General features: G+C 74.4%; 20 protein-coding genes and 1 pseudogene. 8 read left to right on the plus strand and 13 right to left on the minus strand.

Annotation, left to right across the window (positions count from 1 at the left end; genetic code table 11):
- The first annotated feature begins 54 nt into the window (after positions 1 to 54).
- Complete coding sequence (locus ACQP12_RS23160; RefSeq protein ID WP_433281974.1) at positions 55 to 1,440, plus strand: acyltransferase family protein; 1,386 nt, start codon at positions 55 to 57, stop codon at positions 1,438 to 1,440.
- Here the strand turns inward: ACQP12_RS23160 and ACQP12_RS23165 are convergent.
- The 4 genes from ACQP12_RS23165 to ACQP12_RS23180 form a co-directional block, all read right to left on the minus strand.
- A complete protein-coding gene (locus ACQP12_RS23165; protein WP_433281976.1) occupies positions 1,412 to 2,902 on the minus strand; it encodes a CoA-acylating methylmalonate-semialdehyde dehydrogenase in 1,491 nt (496 codons plus the stop codon). The genes ACQP12_RS23160 and ACQP12_RS23165 overlap by 29 nt on opposite strands.
- Entirely contained in the window at positions 2,899 to 4,206 is a 1,308-nt protein-coding gene (locus ACQP12_RS23170; protein WP_433281978.1) for an aspartate aminotransferase family protein, read from the minus strand. The genes ACQP12_RS23165 and ACQP12_RS23170 overlap by 4 nt, the downstream gene beginning before the upstream one ends.
- A gap of 105 nt (positions 4,207 to 4,311) precedes the next feature.
- Positions 4,312 to 5,115 carry a hypothetical protein gene (locus ACQP12_RS23175; RefSeq protein ID WP_433281980.1) on the minus strand — a complete coding sequence of 268 codons (804 nt, stop codon included), beginning with the start codon at positions 5,113 to 5,115 and terminating at the stop codon, positions 4,312 to 4,314.
- Positions 5,116 to 5,120: 5 nt separating this feature from the next.
- A complete protein-coding gene (locus ACQP12_RS23180; RefSeq protein WP_433281981.1) occupies positions 5,121 to 6,032 on the minus strand; it encodes a hypothetical protein in 912 nt (303 codons plus the stop codon).
- 50 nt (positions 6,033 to 6,082) lie between these two features.
- Between ACQP12_RS23180 and ACQP12_RS23185 the strand changes: the two genes are divergently transcribed.
- Positions 6,083 to 7,060: a hypothetical protein gene (locus ACQP12_RS23185; protein WP_433281983.1), complete on the plus strand. Its 978-nt coding sequence runs from the start codon at positions 6,083 to 6,085 to the stop codon at positions 7,058 to 7,060.
- Positions 7,061 to 7,118: 58 nt separating this feature from the next.
- Here the strand turns inward: ACQP12_RS23185 and ACQP12_RS23190 are convergent, their stop codons facing one another.
- A complete protein-coding gene (locus ACQP12_RS23190) occupies positions 7,119 to 7,808 on the minus strand; it encodes a Tat pathway signal sequence domain protein (protein WP_433281985.1) in 690 nt (229 codons plus the stop codon).
- Between the two features lie 401 nt (positions 7,809 to 8,209).
- On the opposite strand from ACQP12_RS23190, the gene ACQP12_RS23195 reads away from it, so the two are divergent.
- The 3 genes from ACQP12_RS23195 to ACQP12_RS23205 all read left to right on the plus strand — a co-directional run bounded on the left by ACQP12_RS23195 (position 8,210) and on the right by ACQP12_RS23205 (position 10,415).
- Positions 8,210 to 8,974, plus strand: coding sequence for a TetR/AcrR family transcriptional regulator (locus tag ACQP12_RS23195; protein ID WP_357950347.1), 765 nt, complete (start codon positions 8,210 to 8,212; stop codon positions 8,972 to 8,974).
- A gap of 204 nt (positions 8,975 to 9,178) precedes the next feature.
- Complete coding sequence (locus ACQP12_RS23200) at positions 9,179 to 9,808, plus strand: DUF6230 family protein (protein WP_433281986.1); 630 nt, start codon at positions 9,179 to 9,181, stop codon at positions 9,806 to 9,808.
- 1 nt (position 9,809) lies between these two features.
- Positions 9,810 to 10,415, plus strand: a complete 606-nt coding sequence (locus tag ACQP12_RS23205; protein WP_433281988.1) for a DUF6114 domain-containing protein — start codon at positions 9,810 to 9,812, stop codon at positions 10,413 to 10,415.
- 1 nt (position 10,416) lies between these two features.
- On the opposite strand, the gene ACQP12_RS23210 is transcribed toward ACQP12_RS23205, so the two are convergent.
- Both ACQP12_RS23210 and murD read right to left on the minus strand, forming a co-directional pair.
- The gene (locus ACQP12_RS23210) at positions 10,417 to 10,782 is read right to left on the minus strand and encodes a hypothetical protein (protein WP_433281990.1); all 366 of its coding nucleotides are present in this window, start codon (positions 10,780 to 10,782) and stop codon (positions 10,417 to 10,419) included.
- 55 nt (positions 10,783 to 10,837) lie between these two features.
- On the minus strand, positions 10,838 to 12,184 hold the full coding sequence (gene murD, locus ACQP12_RS23215) for a UDP-N-acetylmuramoyl-L-alanine--D-glutamate ligase (RefSeq protein WP_433281992.1): 1,347 nt from the start codon (positions 12,182 to 12,184) through the stop codon (positions 10,838 to 10,840).
- A 90-nt stretch (positions 12,185 to 12,274) separates the two neighbouring features.
- On the opposite strand from murD, the gene ACQP12_RS23220 reads away from it, so the two are divergent.
- Complete coding sequence (locus ACQP12_RS23220; RefSeq protein ID WP_433281994.1) at positions 12,275 to 13,624, plus strand: hypothetical protein; 1,350 nt, start codon at positions 12,275 to 12,277, stop codon at positions 13,622 to 13,624.
- 103 nt (positions 13,625 to 13,727) lie between these two features.
- Here the strand turns inward: ACQP12_RS23220 and ACQP12_RS23225 are convergent, their stop codons facing one another.
- Entirely contained in the window at positions 13,728 to 14,234 is a 507-nt protein-coding gene (locus tag ACQP12_RS23225) for a PucR family transcriptional regulator (RefSeq protein WP_433289404.1), read from the minus strand.
- 59 nt (positions 14,235 to 14,293) lie between these two features.
- Positions 14,294 to 15,773: pseudogene (locus ACQP12_RS23230) on the minus strand (PucR family transcriptional regulator ligand-binding domain-containing protein); the annotation flags it as partial.
- A 112-nt stretch (positions 15,774 to 15,885) separates the two neighbouring features.
- Here ACQP12_RS23230 and ACQP12_RS23235 point away from each other — a divergent pair.
- Positions 15,886 to 17,163, plus strand: coding sequence for a serine hydrolase domain-containing protein (locus tag ACQP12_RS23235; protein WP_433281996.1), 1,278 nt, complete (start codon positions 15,886 to 15,888; stop codon positions 17,161 to 17,163).
- Between the two features lie 38 nt (positions 17,164 to 17,201).
- Here the strand turns inward: ACQP12_RS23235 and ACQP12_RS23240 are convergent, their stop codons facing one another.
- Positions 17,202 to 18,152: a TrmH family RNA methyltransferase gene (locus ACQP12_RS23240; protein ID WP_433289406.1), complete on the minus strand. Its 951-nt coding sequence runs from the start codon at positions 18,150 to 18,152 to the stop codon at positions 17,202 to 17,204.
- Here ACQP12_RS23240 and ACQP12_RS23245 point away from each other — a divergent pair.
- Entirely contained in the window at positions 18,123 to 19,961 is a 1,839-nt protein-coding gene (locus ACQP12_RS23245) for a thiamine pyrophosphate-requiring protein (RefSeq protein WP_433281998.1), read from the plus strand. The two genes, ACQP12_RS23240 and ACQP12_RS23245, sit on opposite strands and share 30 nt — an antisense overlap.
- Positions 19,962 to 19,965: 4 nt before the next feature.
- On the opposite strand, the gene ACQP12_RS23250 is transcribed toward ACQP12_RS23245, so the two are convergent.
- The 3 genes from ACQP12_RS23250 to ACQP12_RS23260 form a co-directional block, all read right to left on the minus strand.
- Positions 19,966 to 20,523 (minus strand): dihydrofolate reductase family protein, encoded by a 558-nt coding sequence (locus ACQP12_RS23250; protein ID WP_433281999.1) that lies wholly within the window; start codon positions 20,521 to 20,523, stop codon positions 19,966 to 19,968.
- Positions 20,524 to 20,678: 155 nt separating this feature from the next.
- Entirely contained in the window at positions 20,679 to 22,886 is a 2,208-nt protein-coding gene (locus ACQP12_RS23255; protein ID WP_433282001.1) for a transglycosylase domain-containing protein, read from the minus strand.
- A gap of 188 nt (positions 22,887 to 23,074) precedes the next feature.
- Entirely contained in the window at positions 23,075 to 23,869 is a 795-nt protein-coding gene (locus tag ACQP12_RS23260; protein WP_357950383.1) for a hypothetical protein, read from the minus strand.
- Between the last annotated feature and the right edge of the window lie 89 nt (positions 23,870 to 23,958).

Raw genomic sequence — 23,958 nt, forward strand, 5'->3', positions numbered from 1 at the left:
CTGGACCGAACCGTTATCCGTACCCGTCGGTTGCGGCTGGCATAGCCTGGGCCCATGCGCCGCCTGCGGCAGCTCGCCGAGCGCACGCCGGCCACTCGGGAGCGCTACGTCGACCTGCTCCGGGCGCTCGCCATCACCATGGTGGTGCTCGGCCACTGGGGCGTGACCGTCATCGGCTACGACCGGTCCGGCCGCCCCGCCGGCCACTCCGCCCTCGGTGACCTTCCGTGGGCCTGGCCGCTGACCTGGGTGGCCCAGGTGATACCGGTGTTCTTCCTGGTCGGCGGCTACGCCAACGCCGCCTCGCTGGCCGCCCGCCGGAGCCGGGGAGGAACGGCCACGGGGTGGCTGGTCGACCGCAGCGCCCGGCTGGCCCGGCCCACCACCGCGCTGCTCGTGGTGCTGGCGGCCGGCGCCGCCGTGGCCACGCTGCGCGGCGCCGACCCGGCACAGGTCCGCACCGTCGTCTGGTTCGCCACCATCCCGTTGTGGTTCCTGGTGGCCTACCTGGTGGTGGTGCCGCTGACCCCGCCCATGTACGCGCTGCACCGCCGTTTCGGGCTCGTCGTGCCCGTGGTGCTGGTCGGCCTGGTGGCGCTCGGCGACCTGGGCCGGATCTGGGGTCCGCCGGGACTGGCGACGGGCAACTACGTGTTCGGCTGGCTGGCCGTCCACCAGCTCGGCTTCGCCTGGTACGACAGCCGTACCCGGGGCCGCCCCGCCGGCGGGGCGGCCGAACCACGTGGCCTGCGCCGCCGCCGGCTGCCGCTCTCCCGCACCGCCGGGACGGCCCTGCTCACCGGTGGGCTCGTCGCACTGGTCCTGCTGACGGTGGTCGGGCCGTACCCGGTGGCGATGTTGAACGTGCCGGGCGAGCGGCTGGACAACGCGGCGCCGCCGAGCCTCGCGCTGCTGGCCGTGACCACCGCCCAACTCGGGCTGATCCTGCTGCTGCGGGAGCCGGCCGGACGCTGGCTGCGCCGGCCCCGCCCCTGGCAGGCGGTGATCGCGGTGAACGCCGTGGTGCTCACCGTCTTCCTCTGGCACCTGACCGCGGCCGTGCTGCTGGTCGGGCTGCTCGACGCGCTCGGCACGCTGCCCACTCCCCCGGTCGGCTCGGCCGCCTGGTGGGGCTGGCGGATCCCCTGGCTGCTCGCCCTCAGCGTGGTGCTGGCCGCGCTGGTCGCCGTGTTCGGCCCGATCGAGGCCCGTACCCGCCGCCCGCCCGACACCGGTCCGGCCCGCGAGGGCGCCCGCCGGCTCCGCACCGCGCTGGCCGTCCTCGGGTACGCCGGGCTCGTCGCCGGGCTGCTGCTGAACAGCCTCACCCGCAAGACCGCGCCGGAGCCGCTGGGGCTGCCCGCCCCGGCGCTGGTGGCGTACCTGGCCGGGGCGGGGGTGCTGCGGCTGCTCAGGTCTGGGTGGGGAAGCCGAGGTTGACCCCGCCGTGGCGCGGGTCGAGCCAGCGGCTGGTGACCACCTTGCCCCGGGTGAAGAAGGCGACGCCGTCGGCGCCGTGCGCGTGCAGGTCACCGAAGAGGGACGCCTTCCAGCCGCCGAAGGAGTAGTAGGCCATCGGCACCGGGATGGGCACGTTGACGCCGATCATGCCCACCTCCACCTCGTGCTGGTAGCGCCGGGCGGCGCCGCCGTCGTTGGTGAAGATCGCCGTGCCGTTGCCGTACGGGTTGGCGTTGACCAGCTCGACCGCCTCGTCGTACGAGCCGACCCGGACCACGCTGAGCACGGGGCCGAAGATCTCGTCGGTGTAGATCGACATCTCCGGGGTGACGTGGTCGAAGAGGGTCGGGCCCAGCCAGAACCCGTCGGCGTCCCCGTCCGGGGTGACCTCGCGTCCGTCCACCACCGGCACGGCGCCGGCCGCGATGCCCGACTCCACGTAGGAGCGGACCCGCTCGGCGTGCGCGGCGGTGACCAGTGGGCCCATGTCGCAGCCGCGCCGGCCGTCCCCGGTGCGCAGCCGGCTCATCCGCTCGGCGATGCGGGCGACCAGGGCGTCGGCCACCGGCTCGACCGCGACCAGGGCGGAGATCGCCATGCACCGCTCCCCCGCCGAGCCGAAGCCGGCGTTGACCGCCGCGTCCGCGGCCAGGTCCAGGTCGGCGTCGGGGAGCACCACCATGTGGTTCTTCGCCCCGCCGAGCGCCTGCACCCGCTTGCCGGCCAGCGAGCCGCGCTGGTGCACGTACCGGGCCACCGGGGTGGAGCCGACGAACGACACGGCCTTGACGCCGGGGTGGTCGAGCAGCGCGTCGACCGCCTCCTTGTCGCCGTTGACGACGTTCAGCACGCCGTCCGGCAGGCCGGCCTCGGTGAACCACTCGGCCAGCAGCAGCGCCGCGCTGGGGTCCTTCTCGCTGGGCTTGAGCACCACGGCGTTGCCGCAGGCGACGGCGACCGGGACGAACCAGAGCGGCACCATCACCGGGAAGTTGAACGGGGAGATCACCGCCACCACGCCCAGCGGCTGCCGCAGGCTGTAGGAGTCGACCTCGGTGGAGACGTTCTCGCTGAAGCCGCCGCGCAGCGCCGAGGGGATGCCGCAGGCGTACTCGATCACCTCGAGGCCGCGCTGCACCTCGCCGGCGGCGTCCGCGAGCACCTTGCCGTGCTCGGCGGTGATCACCTCGGCGAGCCGGTCGCGCCGGGCGCTGACCAGCTCGCGGAAGGCGAACATGACCGCCGTCCGCTTGGCCAGCGAGGCGTCCCGCCAGGTCCGGGCGGCCCGCTCGGCGGCCTCGACCGCGCCCGCCACGTCGGCGGCGGAGGCCAGCGCCACCTGCCCGGTACGCCGCCCGGTGGCCGGGTCGAAGACGTCCCCGCGCCGCTCGGAGTCCCCGCTGACCCGCTTCCCGTCGACGAAGTGCCCGATGGTGGTCATGCGGCAACCTCCGCCGCGACGGCGGAACGGATGGCGTCGACCAGGATGGCCAGGCCCTCGCGGGCCTCGTCCTCGGTGAGGGTCAGCGGTGGTCCCATCCGCACCACGTTGCCGTACAGGCCGCCCTTGCCCACGAGCAGCCCGCCCTCCCGGCACGCCTCGAAGACCCGGGTGGTGACCGCCGGGTCCGGCTCGGTGGTGCCCGGCCGGACGAACTCGACGCCGAGCATGAGGCCCTTGCCGCGGACCTCGGCGACGGCGTCGAGGCCGGCGGTGGCGGCGCGCAGGCCGTCGCTGAGGATCGCGCCGACCCGTGCCGCGTTGGCCTGCAGGTCGTGGTCGAGCAGGTAGTCCAGGACCGCGTTGCCGGCCGCCGTGGAGACCGGGTTGCCGCCGAAGGTGGAGAAGCTGATCGCCGGCACCGACTCCAGCACGTCGGCGCGGCCGACCACGCCGGCCAGGGCGAAGCCGTTGCCGATGCCCTTGGCGAAGGTGAGCAGGTCCGGGGTGACTCCGTGCGCCTGGTAGCCCCAGAAGTGCTCGCCGGTGCGGCCCCAGCCGGTCTGCACCTCGTCGGAGACGAGCAGGATGCCGTGCTCGTCGAGCACCTTCTTCCAGGCGGCGAAGAGCCCGTCGGGGCCGTGCACGAAGCCGCCGACGCCCTGGATGGGCTCGGCGATGAGGCAGGCCACGTCGCCGGCGGTCTGCGTGGCGAGCACCTCGCGCAGGTCCTCCACGGCGGCGTCGATCCGGTCGCCCTCGTCGAGCCGGGCCAGCAGGCCGCGCAGCCGCTCGCCGGAGTGCAGCCAGGCCACCTGGAGCGGGTTGAGCGCGCTGGCCGACCAGCCCCGGTTGCCGGTGACGCCCATGGCCGCGTACGACCGGCCGTGGTAGCTGTTGCGCACGGCGAGGATCTGGTGCGAGCGGCGGTGGTTGGTGGCGACCAGCAGGGCCGCCTCGTTGGCCTCGGTGCCGGAGTTGGTGAAGAAGACCCGGGCGTCGGGGATGCCGGAGACCCGGGCGATCTTCTCGGCCAGCTCGACCTGCTGCCGGATCAGGTAGAGCGTCGAGCTGTGCACGATGCCGGTGCGCACCTGCCGTTCGACCGCCTCGCGGATCTCCGGGATGTCGTAGCCGATCATGTTGGTCAGCACGCCGCCGAAGAAGTCCAGGTAGGTGCGGCCGGCCGCGTCGGTCACCCGGCGGCCGGAGCCGGAGACCAGCTCCAGCGGGTCGGCGTAGTAGAGCGGCATCCAGGACGGGAGCACGGCCCGGTGCCGGGCCAGCAGGTCGTCGGAGGTCATCGGCGCACCCTTCAGCGGCGGTTGGTCCCCGCACGCTCTCATCACCGGTGAGGCAGGGACAACTGTCACTGTGTAGCGCAGCGGGGTCACCCGCCTGACACCACGTCAACCGTCCCGCTGCGGTTTCCGGAGCGAAATCCGGCCCGTGCCCACCCTTCCGCTGGCCAGACGGCTCTTGGGCCACTCGATCCGCAGCAGCGCACCGGGGCGGGGCAGGTGCAGCGCGGCGGCGACGAGCGCGAAGGCGGCCCAGCCGGCGGCCAGACCGAGGGCCGGTGAGGTGTCCTGGAGGTAGTGGTAACCGGTGAGGAAGCCGACCAGGGCCAGGCTGTTGCGGGCGAAGTGCCGGCTGAACTCGGCGAGTTGGCGGCGGGCCTCGACGGCGACCAGCACCCCGGAGTACGGGAAGGTGACCACCATCCCCCGCAGCAGCTCGCCGAGCAGCCCGGTGAGCAGCGCACCCACGAAGATCACCACCAGCTTGACCGGCGCGGCGAGACCGTCGCGCCGGGCGTCCGCCGGCTCGGGCGGCGGCGCGACCGCGGCCCGGCGGCGCAGCAGCGGCATGGTCAGCGCCCAGAGCGCCACCGTGCCGGCCAGCGCCGCCTCGAACGGCACCGGCACCGCCAGGACGCCGGCGCTGAGCGCCACGTAGACCGCCACGCCCGCCAGGTCGGCCAGCAGGATCGGCCAGCGCAGCCGGCGGTGGGTGACCGCCACCGTGACGAAGAAGAGGTTGAGGCCGACCACGCCGAGCACCTGCGGCCCGTCCACCCGGTGCCCGGTCGTTACCAGGGCCAGGGTCATCGGCAGCGGCAGGCTGTAGACGAAGGCCCGCATCCGCACCGAGCGGATCACGCTGACCGCCCAGACCACAGCGGTCACCAGCAGCACCGCGGCCCACGTCATGACGGTCAGCCCGGGAAGGCGGCGGTGTCGGCGCAGAGCCGGAAGACCCGGGTCAGCCGCTCCACGTCGGCCGGGTGGACGGAGAACTCGTGCTCGCTGATCTCGCCGTGCGCGGTCATCTTCCCCTGCCAGCAGCTCGACCCGTCCCAGACGACCAGGTTGACGTGCAGGTGGGGGCTGACTCCGCCGAGCGGCAGCAGGCCCACCCGCACGCCGGCCCGCCGTTGCGTCTCGATCAGCTCGGACAGCTCGGGGGTGAGGGCAGCGTACGTGAAGATCCGGGTGATCCGTACGCCCCGGGCGAGGGCCGCCAGGTTCGCCTCCCAGTAGCGCCGGCCGACGTCCCCGCGCCACCAGCTCAGCTCGCCGCTGACCCGGGGCATCACGTTGGTCAGCGCGACCAGTTCCCGGGTGCAGTCCCGGGTGGCGCCGAGCAGGTCCTCGGCGTCGTCGCCGGGCCGCACGATCCGGCCCGCGGCGAGCTGCTCGGCCTCCCGGCGGAACTCCTCGAAGCGGCGCTGCGCCTCGGCCGCCACCCGCGTCCCGGCGTGCCGCTCGGCCGCCTCGCGTAGCGCGCCGGCGAGCTGCGGGGTGGCGCCGACCAGCCAGGACGGCCCGTCCAGCAGCGTCCGCAGGTGGAACCGGCGCTCGGCGCGCGCCAGCGAGTCGAGCACCAGCGAGATGGTGATGCCCATGAGCCCGGCCAGCAGCGACTCGACCCCGGTGGCCGCGTTGGTCAGGTCGAGCGTCACGGAGAGCAGGATGGAGAGTGCGATGCCGACCAGGGCCACCGGGTCGGCGTGCGTGACCAGCCGCACCAGGTTCTCCGCCGAGCCGGCCCCGCCGCGCGCCCGTCGCCGCACCGCCTCACCCGCCATCGGCCACCCCCGGTCACTCGGTGCGCTCAGGGTAGCCACGATCCACAACGGTGGGTCGACGCGCGCCCGCCGCCGGTAGCATCCGCCGGGTGCGGACGACGGAGGTGGCGCTGCCGGCCGGCGCGGCGGGGACGACCCGGGCGGAACTCGCGGCGGGGATCGGCGCCTGGGTGGGCTCACCCCCGATGCGGGCCCTGGTCGGGCACTTCGGCGGCGACTGGCCGGCGGGTGAGCTGAGCGCGGTGCTGGCCGGGCTGGACGACTTCTCCGCCCGGCACTGGGACTTCCGCGACGGGCGGGAACGCCCCGACGCCCGGGAGCCGGCGTTCGACCCGGCCACGGTCGGGCTGGTGCACGACACGGCGACCGCGCTGGGCCTGGTCCGGCCCGTCCCACCCACCCTGCCCCGGTACGCGCACCTGCTGGTCCTCGGCGGCCTGGCGCACGCCTGCCTGCGGCGCACCGCGTACGCCGCGCACCTGGCCCGGTCGGGTGCCGGGGTGGCCGGCGAGGTGGCGGTGCTGGGCAGCTTCCGGCCCCTCTCCCCGGTCGAGTTGCGGCTGCTCGCCGACGCGGGGGTGCACGGCTGCGCCACCGAGGTCGACGCCCTGGACGCGGGGGTGCGCCTGGCGTTCGGGGTGGACGCGCCGGTCGAGGAGATCGGGGAGGCGGCGGACCACCCGCACCGGGCCTGGTCCTCGCGCACCTACCGGCCGGCCGGGCTGCCCCCGGTCCGGGTGCTCGCCGCCCCCTCCGGCGAGCCGGACCGCCGCCGGGCGCACACCGCCGACACGCAGCGGTTCTGGGCCGGGCACGTCCGGCTGCGCGTCGGCGATCCGGTGCTCGTGGTGACCGCCCCGATCTACGTGCCGTTCCAGCACTGCGACGCGCTGCGCACCCTCGCCGTGCCGTTCGGCTGCGGGATCGACACGGTCGGGGTGGACCCGGCGCTGGCCGCGCCGGTCCCGGTGCCGGAGCCCACCCTCACCCCGGGGCGCTACCTCCAGGAGATCCGCTCGGCGATCCGGTCGATGCGCGCCCTGCACGCGGCGCTGGCGGCCGGCTGACGGGCGCACGGCGGGGCCGGCGCACGGCGGATCGCCGCGCACCGGCCGTGGACGGTGGTCAGTTGACGTAGACCCCGGGGCTGCCGGTCCGGCTGGTGTCCCGCACGGGCGAGTACGTCGCGGAGAAGTACGCGGTGCCGAAGCAGAGGCTCGGTCCGGAGAACTTGGTCAGCATCTGGTTGGTGAAGGTGATCGAGTTGGTGGCGTTGGCCGCCGTGCCGGTGAGGCTGTTGGCCCCGGTCCGGTAGACGCAGGTGATGGGGCCGAGCAGGCTGTTCAGCACGACGGTGCTCTGGATCGGCGCGGTCGCCGTGCCGGAGATGGTGACCACGCCGCCGACACTGGTGACCTTGGTGGCGTACGGCAGGTTGTTGACGGTCACGCTCTGGACCCCGGTTGTGCCGAACACGTTGGTGGTGCAGCTCGTGAAGCTCTGCGCCGTGAGGCTCTCGGTGGCGGTGCCCGGGGCGGTCGGGTTGGTCAGCACCTTGGCGCTGAAGCTGGACGCCGCGCACTTCACGCCGGTGGTGCCGGTGGCCGAGGAGTAGAAGGTGGCGTTCGTGCCGGTCTTCAGGCTGGCCTGGATGACGTCGTTGACGCCGACGGCGGTGCCGGCGGGGGTCGGGTAGGTGAGCACGGCGCTGGCGAGCGACGACGTGGGGGCGGCGACGGCGGGGGCGGCGCCGACGACTCCGGTCAGCAGCGCCAGGGCGACGAGGCCCGCGCCGATTCGTCCGTACCTGGGCATGGTTCTTCCTTCCGGCGGTGGGACGGGGACGGGTCGGACCGCACAGGCGGTCCCCGCCCGGCGTGGCGGGCCGGGCGGTGGGCGCGGCCGTCCGGGCTGGACGGACGGGGTGGATTGCGCCGGGCGACCCGTCGAGGGTCGCCGGGCGGTGGGGGGAGCTGCCGCGACGTCAGCGGCGGGGCCGGCGTGGTGCACTGCGGCGGAGCCGCGTCACCTGCGCCTTTCCGGTCTTGGGAGGGCACTCGCGCTCGGTGATAATGGCAGCCATCGAGCCCTCCTTCGACGTGCCGGGGTGACCACCCGGGGAGGTCACCAACGGTGACGGGTGCGTCAACTCAGGGTGCAGATAGTTGTAAACCCCGGAGGGTCGTAAAGTCAATGCATCCAGGGAGGTCGATAAATTGACCACGCAGCACCGCCCGCAACCGGTGCCGGTCCCGCTGCCCGGCGCGCGCCCCGGCCGCGATCCGGAGCGCGCCATCAAGCGCGGCCCACGCCAGGTCTCCGCCGAGGTGGTGGCGGCCACCCAGCGCGACCGCCTCTTCGACGGGTTGGTGCAGGAGGTGGCGACGAGGGGCTACGACAACGCCCGCGTCAGCGACATCTGCCACGCCGCCGGGGTGACCCGGCCGGCCTTCTACGCCCTGTTCACCGGCAAGGAGGACGCGTTCCTCGCCGCCTACCGGCACGGCATCGCGGTGGTGTCGGAGCTGATGGAGAGCGCCTACCGCGAGGCGGGACCGGCCTGGCCGGACGCCGCCCGCGCCGCGCTGCGCACCCTGCTGGAGGTGCTCGCCAGCGTGCCGGCGTTCGCCCGGATGGCGCTCGTCGAGGTGGACGCGGCCGGCCCGGACGCCCGCCGGGAGCGGGACGCGCTGCTGGGCAGCTTCCGCCGCTTCTTCGCCGACGCCGGCCCCGGGCCGGTCGACGCCGGCGTGGACCGGGACGCGCTGGTGTCCACGGTGGTCGGCGGCATCCACGCGACCATCCGCGCGCGGGTCGCGCAGGGCCGCGCGGAGGACCTTCCCCTGCTGCTGCCGGTGCTCACCTACGCGGCCGTCGCCCCGTTCCTCGGCACGGACGGCGCGGCCCGGGCCACCCGGCCGGTACGCCCGGACGACGGACCCAGCGCGGCCGCCCCGTGCGCGCCGACCGTCCACACCTGAGCGCGTACGCGGTCGGAAACCGCAGCGGTTTTTCACTTTGGCCGCAATTCGCACATGCCGCCCAACGAACTGCTACACGCTGTTGACCCACCCTTTACCCAGCGGTAACTTCGGCCCTGCGCCCCCGGCGCGAGAAATCCTGCGAACCAATTCAGATCTCATCCCGCATCGTCGTCGATGAATTGATCTCGAAAAGGAGCCGCCATGTCGGAGCAGACCGCACCCCACGAGCCCGAGCCGCCGCGCAGCGGCGTGCGCTGGCGCCGGTTCGCCGTCACGATGGGCACCGTCGTGGCGGGCGCGGCCGGCATGGTCGTGCTGACCGCGCAGGGCGTGCTCGGCGCGCAGTTCGCCATCTCGGGCATGCCGTTCACCGTCACCGCCGACAAACTCACCGGCACCGGGTTCGAGCAGTTCGCCACGCTCGACCAGATGATTCCCGACAGCCCCAACCAGGGCGACACCGGCGGACAGGTCGTGGTGATCGTCTCGGCGATCGACAAGGCCGAGCTGACCAACCTCTGCCAGAGCATCAGCCTGGGCGGCATCAACCTGCGGATCACCGCCGGCGGCGCCGGCAAGCCGGTCACCGCCCGGACCCTTGTCGTCGACGGCGACGAGGTCGCCGGCAACGCGTCGTTCAAGAACATCAACGTCGGGCAGGACGCCAGCACCGTCGACCAGGTGCCCGGCGTACGCGGCAACCCGGGCGTCTTCGCCCAGCAGGCCGACACGGTGACCATCACCAACCTGCGGCAGAACAACTACGCCACCACGGCAGCCGTCTTCACCCTGCCCAACCTGCACATGGCGTTCAGCTCCGACGGGTGCTGACATGACCGCCGGACGACACGAGGCGGCGGCGGCCGCCGGCCGTTCAGCGCCGACGGGTGCTGACCTGACCGCCGGACGACACGAGGCGGCGGAGGCGGCGCCGGCCGTCCGCCGCTGGCGTCGCTGGCGGCGGGGTCGCCCGTTCACCGCCGGGGTGCTGGTCGCGCTCGGCGGCGCCGAGATGCTCGTGACGCTGCGGGCCCCGCTCGGCGTGCTGCTGCACATCGGGCCGCAGGGCCTGGCCGCGTACCTGGTGCCGGTCGTCCTGGTGCTCTGCGGCGTGCTGCTGATCGCCACCCCGCAGCAGCGGGTCTTCTACGCGCTGCTCACCCTGATGCTCGGCCTGGTCTCCTGGCTGACCTCGAACCTGGGCGGCTTCCTGGTCGGGATGCTGCTGGCCCTGGTCGGCGGTGCGCTCGCCTTCGCCTGGACACCGGCCAAGCAGCCCCGGAGCGCCCGCTCGGCGCCAGCGCGGCGTGACGAGCAGACGCCGGCGGGCGCGGTCGCGGAGCCCGACCCGGTTGCGGGCCTCCCGGCACAGACCGGCCCGGCGCAGGCGGAGGCCCGGGTGGGCACGCCGGAGGCGGCGCCGGGCGATCGGCGCTGAGTCAGCGGAAACGGGCCCGGGCGATCGCCCGGGAGACCTCCGCCGGCTCGTCCACCTCCAGGATGAGCCGGTCGTACCGCTGCCCCTCCAGCTCCACCAGCAGCACCTCGTCGGCGCGGTGGACACACCAGAACGACCGCCCGGTGGACCGGGAGACGTAGCTGCCCGCCATGATCAACCCGGGCCAGTAGCTGCCCGGCAACCGGAAGCCGGAGCCCCGGGAGTACGCCTCGGCGCGGGAGACCGGGCGGACCGAGGTGACCGCCTCGGTGGGCACCTCGACGCCCAGCGCCAGCGCCCAGAACCGGTCGGCCCCGCTGAGCCGGACCACCAGCCGCTCCGGGTCCACGTCCACCGTCACCGCCACGATCAGGACGGTAGTCCGGCGGACCCGCCGCCGGCCACTGCCGAGCGGCCCCGCCTCAGCGGGCGGTGTCGGCGACCGCCTGCGCGAACACCTCGGAGCGGTGCTCGAAGTTGCGGAACCGGCCGTAGCTCGGCGCGGCCGGCGAGAGCAGCACCACCCCGCCGGCCGGTGTGAGCTTGCGGGCCAGCCCCACCGCGGCCACCAGGTCCTCGGCGATCTCGGTGCGCACCGCGGGCAGCCCGGCCAGGGCCTCCACGATCCGGGGGCCGCTGTCCGGGATGCCGATCACGGTGATGTCCCGCTCGGCCAGGTGGTCGCGCAGCGGCGTGTAGTCCAGGCCCCGGTCCGTCCCGCCGACGATGACGGTCAGCGGGCGCCCCTCGTACGCGTCGATCGCGTGCATGGCCGCGTACGGGCTGGTGGCCAGGGTGTCGTCGACGAAGGTGAGCCCGGACGGGTCGGGGATCTCGGTGAGCCGGTGGGCGAGGCCCTGGAACTCGGCGACCGCGATGGCGAGGCTGTCCTTGCGCGCCACGACGTCGACTCCGAGCGCGTCGAGCACGGCGAGGGCGACGCAGAGGTTGCCCTCGTTGTGCCGGCCGACCAGGGGCAGCACGGCGCGCGGGAAGAGCGGGGTGTCCCGCAGGTGGAACCAGGGGGCGCCGTCCGGGCCGCTGGCCACGTGGGTGGTGTCCGGCGAGCCGGCCCGCACCGCCGCCCGGTCCCCCAGTTCGAGCGCCAGGCGCGGGTCGGCGCCGTTGACCACCACGGTGTGCGGGCCGTGCGCCAGCAGGTTGAGCTTGTCCCGGTAGTACTCCCGCTCGCCGCCGTGCGCGTCGAGGTGCTCGGGGAACAGCGCGGTCACCACGGCGACCCGGGGCGAGTCGGTCAGGTCGGCGCACTGGTAGCTGGAGAGCTCCAGCACGTACAGCTCCGCCTCGGGCAGATCGAGCAGCGGCACCCCGATGTTGCCGCCGAACACGTTCGGCCGGTCCATGGCGGTGAGCAGGTGGCTGATCAGGCTGGAGGTGGTGCTCTTGCCCTTGCTGCCGGTCACCCCGACGGTCCGGTCCGCGTGGTCGGCCATCCAGAGCGCGCTGCCCTGGGTCACCGGGACGGCCCGCCGGCGCAGCTCCACCATCCACGGGTGGGTGTTCGGCACCCCCGGCGACCGCACCACGATGTCGGCGGCGGCCAGCCGGGCGAAGCCGTCCTCACCGGTGACCAGCGGCGCGGCCGCGGCGAGCGGGCCCTCCCAGGGCAGGGTGAGGAAGTTCGCGCTGTCGTCCACGGCCACCAGGTCGGCCGGGCCGTGCGCGGCGATCGCGATCACCGCGGCCCGGCCCTCCCGGCCGGCGCCCCAGACGGCGACATGACGTCCGCGCAGATCAGACAGGCGCACGGGCTCTCCTCGGAGGTCGGGTCGGCGGGTCGTCGGGTGCGGTCCGGCACAGCCGGACACGGCAGGACAGACCAGGGCCTAGTATGGCGTGTGCCCAACGAGCAGCTGCGGCGGATGGACGCCTTCACCTTCCCGTCCTACTCGATCGACTTCGCCACCGGCGAGGTGTTGTTCGACTACGCCCTGACCGGCCCCGACGGCGAGCAGCGGTTCACCGAGGTGGTCGCCCTTCCCCTGCCGGCGGAGGCGGTGTCCGACGAGACGGCGGCCACCCTCGCCCGGGTCCTCGAACTGCTGCACGTCGTCGCCGGGGTCAGCTACTACAAGACCGCCGCGCCGTCCCGGCTGGTGCTGCCGGCGCCGCTGGGCGCGGCCGCCGCCGACCTCGTCACCGCCGTCTACGCGAAGGGCCTCGCCGAGTACGCGTACCGCAACCAGCTGCCGCACGTGCTGGAGCTGCGCCCGGAGGTGCCGGCCGGCGAGGTCGCCCCGCCCCGGGTGTACGACGACTCGGACCGCCGGCCGCTGTCGGCCGTCGGCGGCGGCAAGGACTCGATCGTCACGCTGGAGGCGCTGCGCCGGGCCGGCTTCGACCCGGTGCCCTTCTCGGTCAACCCGAACCACGTCATCGTCTCGGTCAACGAGGCGTCCGACCTGGTGCCGCTGGCCGCGCGCCGGCGGATCGACCCGGTGCTGTTCGACCTCAACGCGGCCGGCGCGTTGAACGGGCACATCCCGGTCACCGCGATCAACTCGCTGATCGCGGTCGCCACGGCCGTGCTGCACGGGCTCGGGCCGGTGGTCATGTCCAACGAGCGTTCGGCGTCCGACCCGAACCTGGTCTGGCACGGCCACGAGATCAACCACCAGTGGTCCAAGGGCGTCGAGGCGGAGGGGCTGCTCCGTGCCGCCCTGGCCGAGCACGCCGGCCTCACCGAGCCGTACTTCTCCCTCCTGCGGTCGCTGTCCGAGCTGCACATCGCGCGGCTCTTCGCCGAGACCGACCGGTACGACGCGGTGGTGACCAGCTGCAACGCCGCGTTCAAGCTGCGCGACGCGAGCGAGCGCTGGTGCCGCGACTGCCCGAAGTGCCGGTTCGTCTTCCTGGCCATGGCCCCGTTCATGTCCCGCGAACGGATCACCACGATCTTCGGCGGCGACCTGCTGGCCGACGAGTCGCAGATCCCCGGCTACCGGGAACTGCTCGGCGTCGACGGGCACAAGCCCTTCGAGTGCGTCGGCGAGGTGGAGGAGTCGGTGGTCGCGCTGAGCCTGCTCGCCGAGCAGGAGCAGTGGCGCGACGCTCCGGTGGTCCGCGCCCTGGTCGACGCGGTGCCCCCCACGGCCTGGTCGACCGCCGCCACCTCCGACGTCTTCACCCCCGGCGGCCCGACCTACGTCCCCGCCCCCTACGCCAAGGCCCTCACCGCCCTGACCTGACCCGCATCACGACGTTGATCATGAAGTTGTTGCGCCTGACAGCGGCGTGTCGGGGCGATAACTTCATGATCGACCAGGGTCGGGGTCACGACCAGGGTCGGGGTCAGGGGGTGCGGACGGCGTCCAGGGCCAGCAGGGCCACGTGGAGCGACAGGCACTGCTCCACCGAGTCGAGGTCGACGTCCAGGATGCGGCCGATGCGGGCCAGGCGTTCGTAGAAGGCGGGCCGGGACAGGTGGGCGGCGGCGGCCGCCGCGGACTTGTTGCGGCCCTGCTCCAGGTACGCCCGGAGGGTGCCGAGCAGTTGCTCCCTCGGGTGCTGGGCGTCGTACGCCAGCAGCCCACCCAGCTCGCGCTCGACGAAGGTCTGCAGGCGCGGCTCGTCGCGGAGCAGGTGCAGCAGGCCGGCGAGCCCGACGTGCGGCAGCCGGAAGTAGGGCAGGTCGCGCCGGTCCCGGCGGGCCGCCTCGGCGATCTGCCGGGCCTCCACCAGCGAGCGGCGCGCCTCCCGCAGGCTGCCCACCCCGGAACCGGCCGCCACGATCACGGCCGGGCCGGCCGGGCGCGGGCGGGACGCCGGATCCGCGGCGCGCAGGGCGCCGACCGCCACGGTCCGGGCGGGCGGGTCGGCGGGGCGGGCGGACCGGGGCGCCGGCGGGCGGGCCGGGTCGGCGTCGAGGCGTACCCGGCGCAGCGCGGCGGCGAACGCGGCGAGCGCCTTCTCCTCGGTGGCCGGGTCGGGCAGCGCCAGCAGCGCGCCCACCGCCTGGTCGTCGACGGCGCTGGTCAGGGCCGTGAGCTTGGCCTCGCGCAGGGCCTGGCCGACCGCCTCGGCGAGGTCGCGCAGCCGGGCCGGACCGGCCTCGGGGCCGGCGTCGGGGCCCGGCCCGCCGCCCTCGCCCGGGTCGTCGGCCCGGTGGCGGACCACGACGCCGACCAGGTGGCGACGGTCCAGGGTCACGCCGAGCGCCTTGGCCCGCAGCGCCACCTCGTCCACCGGGCGGGAATGGTCGATCAGGGCGGTGAGCAGGGTGCGGTGGATCTGCCGTTCCAGCCCCTCGGCGTCACGGCGGATCAGCCGGCCCAGGGCGAGGGTGGAGGCGGCCCGCTCGATCAGGATGGTGAGCCGGGTGGGCGGGGTGGCGGCGGCTCCCCCGCCGGCGCCGGCATCCCGGCGCGGGTGCGGTGGCGTCCAGCCCTCGACCGGCGCGGCGTCGGCCGGCCCGGCGCTCGTGCTCGGCCGGCCGCCGTCGGCACCCCCCGCCCCGCCGTCGGCGCCCCCCGCCCCGCCGTCGGCACCCCCCGCCCCGGCGTCGGGTCCGCCGGCCGGTTCTCCGGTCGCGCTGGCCGGCCACGCCTCGCCGGACCGCGGTCGGTCCTCGAAGGAGGCCGGCGTCCGTTCGGGGTCGCGCGTGGTCAGCTCGGCACCGGCCGGCCAGCGCAGCAGCAGCCGCCCCCAGTCCTGGCCCCGGGCGCCGACGGTGGTGACCAGCCATCCGCTGTCCCGGTCGTACGCGGTCCGCCCGGCCGGCCGGATCCGCCGGGAGTGCTGCTCCCAGCCGTCCAGCAGCAACTCGGCGCTCTCCCCCGCCGGGTCGTACGCGAGCACCTGCCGGGACAGGTTCTCCAGCACCACCGGGCAGCCGGCCAGCTCGGCGGCCTGCCGGACCACCTCGGCCGGCTCGGCGCCCTCCACGGACAGTTCGGTGAACCGCTGGTGGATCTCCTCGGTGGCGCGCAGCTCGGTGAGCTGGGCGTCCACGATCAGCGCGTGCACCGCCTCGGTGATCCGCACGAACGGGGTGGCCCGGCGCAGCTCGACCAGGGGCAGCCCGCGCCGCTCGGCGGCGGCCGCCATCACCCGGGGCACCCCGCTCACGTAGCGCCGGCCCAGCTCCACGACCAGCCCGGAGACCCCGACGTCGGCCAGGTCGCCGATGAACGCGCGCAGGCCGGCGTCGTCGGCGGGCAGCCCGATCCCGGTGGTGAGCACCAGCTCGCCGCCGCCGAGCAGGGTGGCGATGTCCGGCACCTCGGCCACGTGCACCCAGCGCACCGGCCGGTCCAGGCCCGCGTCCCCGGCGACCAGGCGCGGCGCGCCGTGGCGCACCGGCACCAGGGCGAGCACCTCACGGACGGTAGGGAACACGGGCGACACGCTACCCTGCGTCACCGCCGATTCCGAGCGTGCCGGGCGGCCCCCCGCCGGCCGATCACCTCCAGTAGCGTGCCGGTGATCGTGATCAATCGGAAGGGGAGGCATGGACGGGACGACGGTCAGCCGGCGGGCGTTCGCGAAGCTGGTCACCGCCGCGGGGGCGGGGGCGCTCGGCGCGGGCGCGGTGTCTGCGGCGCCGGCGCAGGCCGCGCCGCAAACGTGGACGACCACCGGCACGGCGGTGAGCGCGCTGAGCGCGTTCGACGACACGATGAAGAGCTTCATGCAGGCCCGGCACATCGACGCCGGCCAGCTCGCGGTCACCTACAAGGGCCGGCTGGTGCTGGCCCGGGGCTACGGCAACAACTCCCCGATGCTCATCCAGCCCACCTCGCTGTTCCGGGTGGCCAGCCTCTCCAAGTCGCTGACCGCGGCGGCGATGGTCCGGCTCGCCCAGGACGGCAAGCTCAGCCTCGGTGACCCGATCACCAAATTCCTCGACCTGACCCCGCCGGCCGGGCAGAGCGCCGACCCCCGCCTCGCCAAGGTGACGCTCTGGCGGCTGCTCCAGCACACCGGCGGCTGGGACCGGGACCTCACCGCGTTCGACCCGGTGTTCAAGGACCGGATCATCGCCAACGCGTTGGGCGTGCCGATGGAGCTGACCCACGCCGACGTCATCCGCTTCATGTCCGGCCAGCCGCTGATGCACGACCCCGGCTCGACGGTCTCCTACAGCAATTACGGCTACCTGCTCGCGGGCCGGATCGTCGAGAAGGTCAGCGGCCTGCCCTACGAGACGTACGTGAAGCAGAAGCTGCTCGCACCCCTCGGCATCACCCGGATGGGGCTGGGCGAGACGGTCAGCCGGCACCCCGGCGAGGTCGGCTACCGCTCGCAGTACACGGGCCCGACCGTGCTGGACAACTCCGGCACCGTGGTCGACGCCCCGTACGGCACGTTCAGCATGCGCGTCCACGACGCCAACGGCGGCTGGCTGGCCTCGGCGGTCGACCTGGTCCGCTGGGCGACCGCGTTCGACAGCGGCAGCCCCGTGCTGAACAGCACCTCGACCGGCCGGGTCTTCGCGGTCCCCAGCCCGACCGGGGTCAACGGCGACGGCTGGTACTACGGCCTCGGCTGGGCGGTCCGCCCGGTCACCGGCGGCACCGGCCGCAACACCTGGCACACCGGCAGCTTCGCCGGCACGTACAGCATCCTGGTGCGCACCTACCAGGGGATGAGCTGGGCGGCGGTGTTCAACCAGCGCGACGACGAGTCCGGGCTGAGCTACGCCCCGATCGACTCGGCGCTGTGGACCGCCTCCCGGGCGGTGACCAGCTGGCCGACGCACAACCTCTGGTCGAAGTACTTCGCCTGACCGCGCGGCGCCGGGGGCGGGCCGCGCCGCCCCCGGCGTCACAGCGGGTCGTCGCGGCCCAGCTCCCAGCAGGCCACCGCGGTGGCGGCGGCGACGTTGAGCGAGTCCACCCCGCGCCGCATGGGGATCACCACCCGGACGTCGCTGGCGGCCATCGCGGCCCCGGTCAGGCCGGCGCCCTCGGCCCCCATGAGCAGGGCCGCGCGGGCCCGCTGCCCGGCGCCCAGCCGCTGGATCGGCACGGCGTCCGGCGCGGGCGTCATGGCCAGCACCGTGAAACCCGCCGCCCGGACCTGGCCGAGCGCGTCCGGCCAGGGCTCCAGTTTCGCGTACGGGATGGCGAAGACCTCGCCCATGCTGACCCGGACGCTGCGCCGGTAGAGCGGGTCGGCGCAGGTCGGCGAGAGCAGCACGGCGTCCACCCCCAGCGCCGCCACGGCCCGGAAGATCGCGCCCAGGTTGGTGTGGTTGTTGACGTCCTCCAGGATCACCACCCGGCGGGCGCCGGCCAGCACCTCGGCGGCGGTCGGCAGCGGCTTGCGGCGGAACGAGGCGAGCACGCCCCGGTGCACGTGGAAGCCGGTGGCCCGCTGGAGCACCGCCTGGGTGGCCGCGTAGACGGGGGTCTCCCCCGTGTCGAGGTCGGCGAGCTGGTCCACCCGCTTGGCGTCGACCAGGTACGACCGGGCCGGGTAGCCGGCCCGCAGCGCCCGCCGCAGCACCAGCTCCCCCTCGGCGATGAACAGCCCGTGCGGGGGCTCCCAGCGGGTGCGCAGCTCCACGTCGGTCAGCGCGCGGTAGTCGGCGATCCGGTCGTCGTCGGGGTCGGTGATCTCGTGGACGGGCACCGGACGATTCTGCCTGGTCCGCCCGGCCGGTCCGGCGCGGCCCGGGTTTCCGCCGCCCCGGGCGGGGAACGGAGCCCGGGGAAAGCGGACAGCGACGAAGGGATCACCACGATGAGCGCGGACCCCACCGGCGACGGCCAGCTGCCGCGGCATGCCACGGTCGCCGACTACATCGTGGCCCGACTGGCCGAGTGGGGCGTGCACCGCTACTACGGCTACCCCGGCGACGGCATCAACGGCATGACGTCGGCACTGCAACGCACCGCCGGCCGGGCCGAGTTCATCCAGGTCCGGCACGAGGAGACGGCCGGTTTCGCGGCCAGCGCCCACGTCAAGTACGGCGGCGGCCCGCTCGGCTGTGTGGTGGTGACCAGCGGCCCCGGCGCGATCCACGTGCTCAACGGCCTCTACGACGCCAAGCTCGACCACCAGCCGGTGGTGGCCCTGCTCGGGCACACGGCGCTGCCCGCCGAGGGCGGCGGCTACTACCAGGAGGTCGACCTGCTCGCCCTCTACAAGGACGTGGCGTCGGCCTTCCTGGCCCAGCTCGACGACCCGTCGCAGGCGCGGCACCTGGTCGACCGGGCCTGCCGGACCGCCCTGGCCCGGCGCACGGTCACCGCCCTGGTGCTCCCCTCCGACGTGCAGGACGAGCCGGCGGTGCCGGAGCCGCCGCACGCGCACGGCTACTACCACACGAGCGCGGTGCCGAGCAGCATGCCGACCGTGCCGCCGGAGGAGGAGGTGCGCCGGGCGGCCGAGGTGCTGCGCGGCGGCGAGAAGGTCGCCATGCTGGTCGGGCAGGGCGCCCTCGGCGCGGAGGACGAGGTCCGCCGGGTCGCCGACCGGCTCGGCGCCGGGGTGGCGACCGCCCTGCTCGGCTTCGCCGCCGTCGACCACCGGGAGCCCTGGGTGACCGGCGCCATCGGCCTGCTGGGCAGCCGCCCGAGCTGGCAGCTCATGCAGGAGTGCGACCGGCTGCTGATCGTGGGCAGCAACATGCCGTACTCGGAGTTCTATCCGCCGCAGGGCACCGCCCGGGCCGTGCAGATCGACCTGGACGGCAGCCGGATGGGGCTGCGCTACCCGACCGAGGTGAACCTGACCGGGGACGCCGCGCCGACCCTGCGGGCGCTGCTGCGGGAGCTGGGCACCGGGCCGGTGCCGACCGCCTGGCGGGCCACCCTGGCCGGCGCGACGGCGAAGTGGCGGCAGTCCCAGCGGGAGGTGGCCGAGCAGCCGGCCAATCCGGTGAACCCGCAGCTGCTCTTCGCGACCCTCGACGACGCCCTGCCGGACGACGCCATGCTGGCCGTGGACTGTGGCACGGCCACCGCCTGGTACGCCCGCCACATCCGGGTCCGCCCCGGCATGCTGGCCAGCCTCTCCGGCACCCTGCTCTCCATGGGCGGGGCCATGCCGTACGCCATCGCCGCGAAGTTCGCACACCCGGACCGCCCGCTGGTCGCGCTGATCGGCGACGGCGCGATGCAGATGAACGGGGTCAACGAGCTGATCACCGTGGCCAAGTACTGGCGGCAGTGGGCGGACCCGCGGTTCGTGGTGCTGGTGCTCAACAACCGCGACCTGTCCTTCGTGAGCTGGGAGCAGCGCTCCGGCGAGGGGACGCCGATGTTCCCGGCGAGCCAGGACCTGCCGGACGTGGCGTACCACAGGTGGGCGGAGGTGCTGGGGCTCGACGGCGTGCTGGTCGACTCCCCCGACCAGGTGCCCGACCTGTGGCAGCGGGCGCTGAGCGCCGACCGGCCCGTGGTGGTGAACGCGGTCGTCGACCCGGCGGAGCTGATGCTGCCCCCGCACTTCACCGCCGAGCAGGCCCGCAAGACGGCAGCCGCGGTGCTGCGCGGGGACAGCGACCGGACGGAGATCCTCCGGCGGGGGCTGCCCTCGGTGCTCGCCACCTACCGTCCCCGCCGCCGGGGGCGGTGAGCTGTCACGCCCGCTCGTAGCGCAGCAGCACCGACCGGCCGTCGAAGCCCCGCGTCCCGGTCAGCCGCAGGTCGAGGCGCTCCTTGCCGGGGAAGACCGGGGTGCCGCCGCCCAGCACGACCGGGTGCACCACCACCTGGTACTCGTCGACCAGCCCCAGCTCGGCCAGCGCCGCCGCCGCGCCGGAGCCGCCGGTGAGCAGCAGGTCCCCACCCGGCTGCGCCTTCAGCTCGGCGACCTCCGCGGCCAGGTCACGGCCGATCACCCGGGCGCCGTACTCGGCGCTCTCCAGCGTGCGGGAGATGACGATCTTCGGGGTACGGGCCCAGACCGGGGCGAAGCGCAGGTCGTGCGGGTCCTGGGACATCTGCTCCGCCCGCGGCCAGTACCAGGACATCAACTCCCACACCTTGCGCCCGTAGAGGAAGGCGTCGGCCCGGTCGGTCGCCTCGAGGGAGTACTCGGACAGCTCCGGCCCCATGGCCGCCCAGTCGAACTCCCCGTTCGGCCCCTCGATGAAGCCGTCGACCGACTGGTGCACCCAGTAGACGAGCTTGCGCATGGTGTCCTCCGCTTCCGGCGGCGCCCCCGGCGGGCGCGCTCACCGGTGGGTCGGAGCCTGCCGACCGGATCCGACAGCCGGCGCGGATTTTTTTCCGGACCGCCGCCCTCGCGCGGTGTCACCCCCTGGTGGCGGGTGACACCGCGGATTGGCGGTCAGCCGCGGTCGCGGCCCTGGAGCCAGCGGAGCAGGTCCGAGGGGAGGTTGTTCCGGTCCTGCCGGCGCTCCTCCTGAGGCTGCGGGGTGGGGCGCGGCTTCGGGCGCTGCGGGTCGCCGGCCAGCTCGCGGCTGGGCGCCGTGAAGTCCTTCACCGGCTTGCCGTCCACCGCCGTCTTGATCACCCGGGCGACCGCGTCGATCACCCGGGCCTGCACGGCCGAGCCGACCAGGTCGGTCGAGTCGTCGGGGTTGGCCGCGATGCCGGCCACCGCCACCTGCGGGGTGAACCCCACGAAGGTCTCGGTGGCGTTCTGCTCGGAGCTACCGGTCTTGCCGGCCACCGGGCGGTCGACGATCCCGTTCACCGAGGTGGCGGTGCCGCCGTTGCACTGCCCGTACGCCGACTGCTGGCCGACGGGGCAGCGGGCCGCGTCGGTGGCCGCCCGGGCCACGTCGGCGTCGAGCACCCGCTTGCAGGAGGGCTGGCCGACGTCGACCTTCTCGCCGTTGGCCGCGGTCACCGAGACCACCGGCAGCGGCGTGCAGTACGTCCCCTCGGCGGCCACGGTGGCGTACGCGTTGGCCAGGTCGAGCGGGGTGGTGGCCGCGACGCCGAGCGTGAACGCGCCCCAGTTCTGCGCGTCGTCGCGCGCGAAGGCGGCGTCGGAGTCGGCCCGGAACCTGATGCCGAGCCGCTGCGCCATCTCCACCACCTTGTCCTCGCCGACCTGCTCGGCAAGCCAGACGAAGTAGGTGTTCACGGAGCGGCCGAAGCCGTCCCACATCATCCGGTAGCCGTCCATCCACTCCGGGTTGGCGTTGGCCGGGCACCACTTGCCGTCGCAGTTGCCCTCGGCGTCGGAGCCGTACCGGGTGGGCAGCTTGGCCGGGGCGTCGAAGCCGGTGGCGAGGGGCTTGCCGGCCTCCAGCGCGGCGAGCATGGTGAACATCTTGAACGTCGAGCCGGCCTGGTAGCCGTCGACGCTCGCGCCCCCGGAGATCAGCGGGTTGACGGTGTTCGGGTGGTTGGCCTGCCCGGCCGGGTTGTCGGCGAGGCTGTAGTGCCGGTTGACCGCCATGGCCAGCACCCGGCCGGTGCCCGGCTCGACGGCGGCGATCGGCAGGGCGCGCTTGTTGCCGTAGCCGTAGACGGCGGTGGCCTGCTTCTGGGCGGTCTGCTGGATCTTCGGGTCGAGCGTGGTGACCACGCTGTAGCCGCCCCGGCGCAGCGCCTGCTCGCGCTCCTTCACCGTGTTGCCGAAGGCCGGCTGGGCGAGCCACCACTGGCGCAGGTAGTCGCAGAAGAAGCCCCAGTCGTCGTGGCCCTGGGCGACCGCGGTGCAGCCGTTGGGCTGGGCGGTCGGGTGCAGGGTGAGCGGCTCGGCCCGGGCCGCGGCGGCCTGCTGCGCGGTGATCGCGCCGGTCTCGGCCATCGAGTCGAGCACGTAGCCCCGGCGGGCGAGCGCCTGGTCCTTGTCGCCGTCGATCGGGCTGTACTCGTCGGGCGACTGGACCAGGCCGGCGAGCAGCGCCGCCTCGCCCAGGGTCAGGTCGGCCGGGGCCTTGCCGAAGTAGCGCTGGCTGGCCGCCGCGACGCCGTACGCGCCGGAGCCGAAGTACGCGATGTTCAGGTAGCGGTTGAGGATCTCGTCCTTGCTGAGCGTCTCCTCCAGCGCGTTCGCGTACCGGATCTCCTGGAGCTTGCGCCCCACGGTCTGCTCGGTGGCGGCCTGCCGCTCCTCGGCGGTGCGGGTCGGGTCGGTCTTGAGCACGTTCCGGACGTACTGCATGGTCAGCGTGGAGCCGCCCTGCTCGGTGCCGCCGCCCTTGACGTTGGCGACCAGGGCGCGGGCGATGCCGCGCAGGTCGGCGCCGCCGTGCGAGTAGAAGCGGCGGTCCTCGGCCGCGATGATCGCCTGCCGCATCACGGGGGCGATCTCGGCGAGGGGGACGTCGGTGCGGTTGACGTCGTAGAACGTGGTGATCAGGGTCTTGCCGTCGTTCGCGTAGAGGTACGAGCGCTGCGGCTGCGCGGGGGTGCGCAGGGCGTCGGGCAGCTCCGCGTACGCGCCGAGGCCGGCCTGGGCCGCGAGCCCGCCGAGCAGGCCGCTGGGGAGCGCGGCGAGCGCGAGGACGAGCCCGGCGAGGACGCCGGCGAGGAGCACGGTGAAGAGCCGCGACAGCGGCGACCGGGGAGACGGCATGGACCCCAGGATTACCGCGAATACGGCGATTCGGCCACCCCGTCAGGCAACTGTCAGTAACCTCACGGCGACCTCCCAGCTCCGGCGGTGCCCCTCCCGACCCCGTCGATCATGAAGTTGCCAGCGATGTGGATCTCCGTGACTGCCGCCAACTTCATGATCAACGCGACAAGGCCGGGGCGGGCGGGTCAGGTGGGGCGGGGGCCGGTGGGGGGTGGGGCGGGGGTGGCCGTCATGCTGGCGGCCAGGGCGTCCTGGGCGATCACCGCCGGGACGAGGCGGCCGGAGCGGTAGCCGATGCCGATGCCGGCGACCAGCACGAAGATCGCGCCGAAGGTCTGCAGCGAGCCGATGAGCGCGCCACCCAGGCCCAGCAGCGGGGCGGCGATCATCAGCATGACCCCGTCGCCGTAGGAGAACATCCCGGACCGGGCGACCGACCAGCCGGTGAGGAACCAGCCCAGGCTGTAGAAGGTGGCGCCGACCAGGACGATGCTGCGCGCGGTGGTGCCGAAGACCGGCGCCTGCTCGGCCAGCCCGGCGAAGGGCAGCATGAGCACCATCCCACCGATGCTGGCCAGCAGCCCGACGAGGGCGATCCGCCGGCACCGGGTGGCGGCGAGCAGGCCGGCGAGCGCCAGCAGGGCGAGCAGCCCGAGCCAGACCGAGGCCACCCAGCCGACGAGGTAGACCGGCTGGCCGTCGGCCGGGTAGGGGTCGTTGCCCACCCCGCCGTCGCTGGCCATCGCCACCAGGCCGTAGAGGACCGCGTACGCGGGCAGCAGCCAGACCGCCGCGCGGGCGAACCGGCGGATCGACCAGGCCCAGCTCGCGTCGGTGGCCGGGGCGGCCGGCCCGGGCTCGGAGACGAACGGGAGCACCCCGAACCCGCCGCCGGTACGCCGGGTGCCGAGCGGCCCGGCCGGGTCGTGCGCGCCCGGGACCGGAGTCCTGGAGAAAAGCCGGTTCGCCGGATCCTTCATGCGTCACCTCGCTCACACGCGGGCGGCGGGGGGACGCGCAACGGCGCCCCGGCCCTGGTCACCACCCGTCCTCAGACCGATGGTGGCAG

This window comes from Micromonospora sp. CA-244673, from assembly GCF_050948395.1.
GTDB lineage: Bacteria > Actinomycetota > Actinomycetes > Mycobacteriales > Micromonosporaceae > Micromonospora.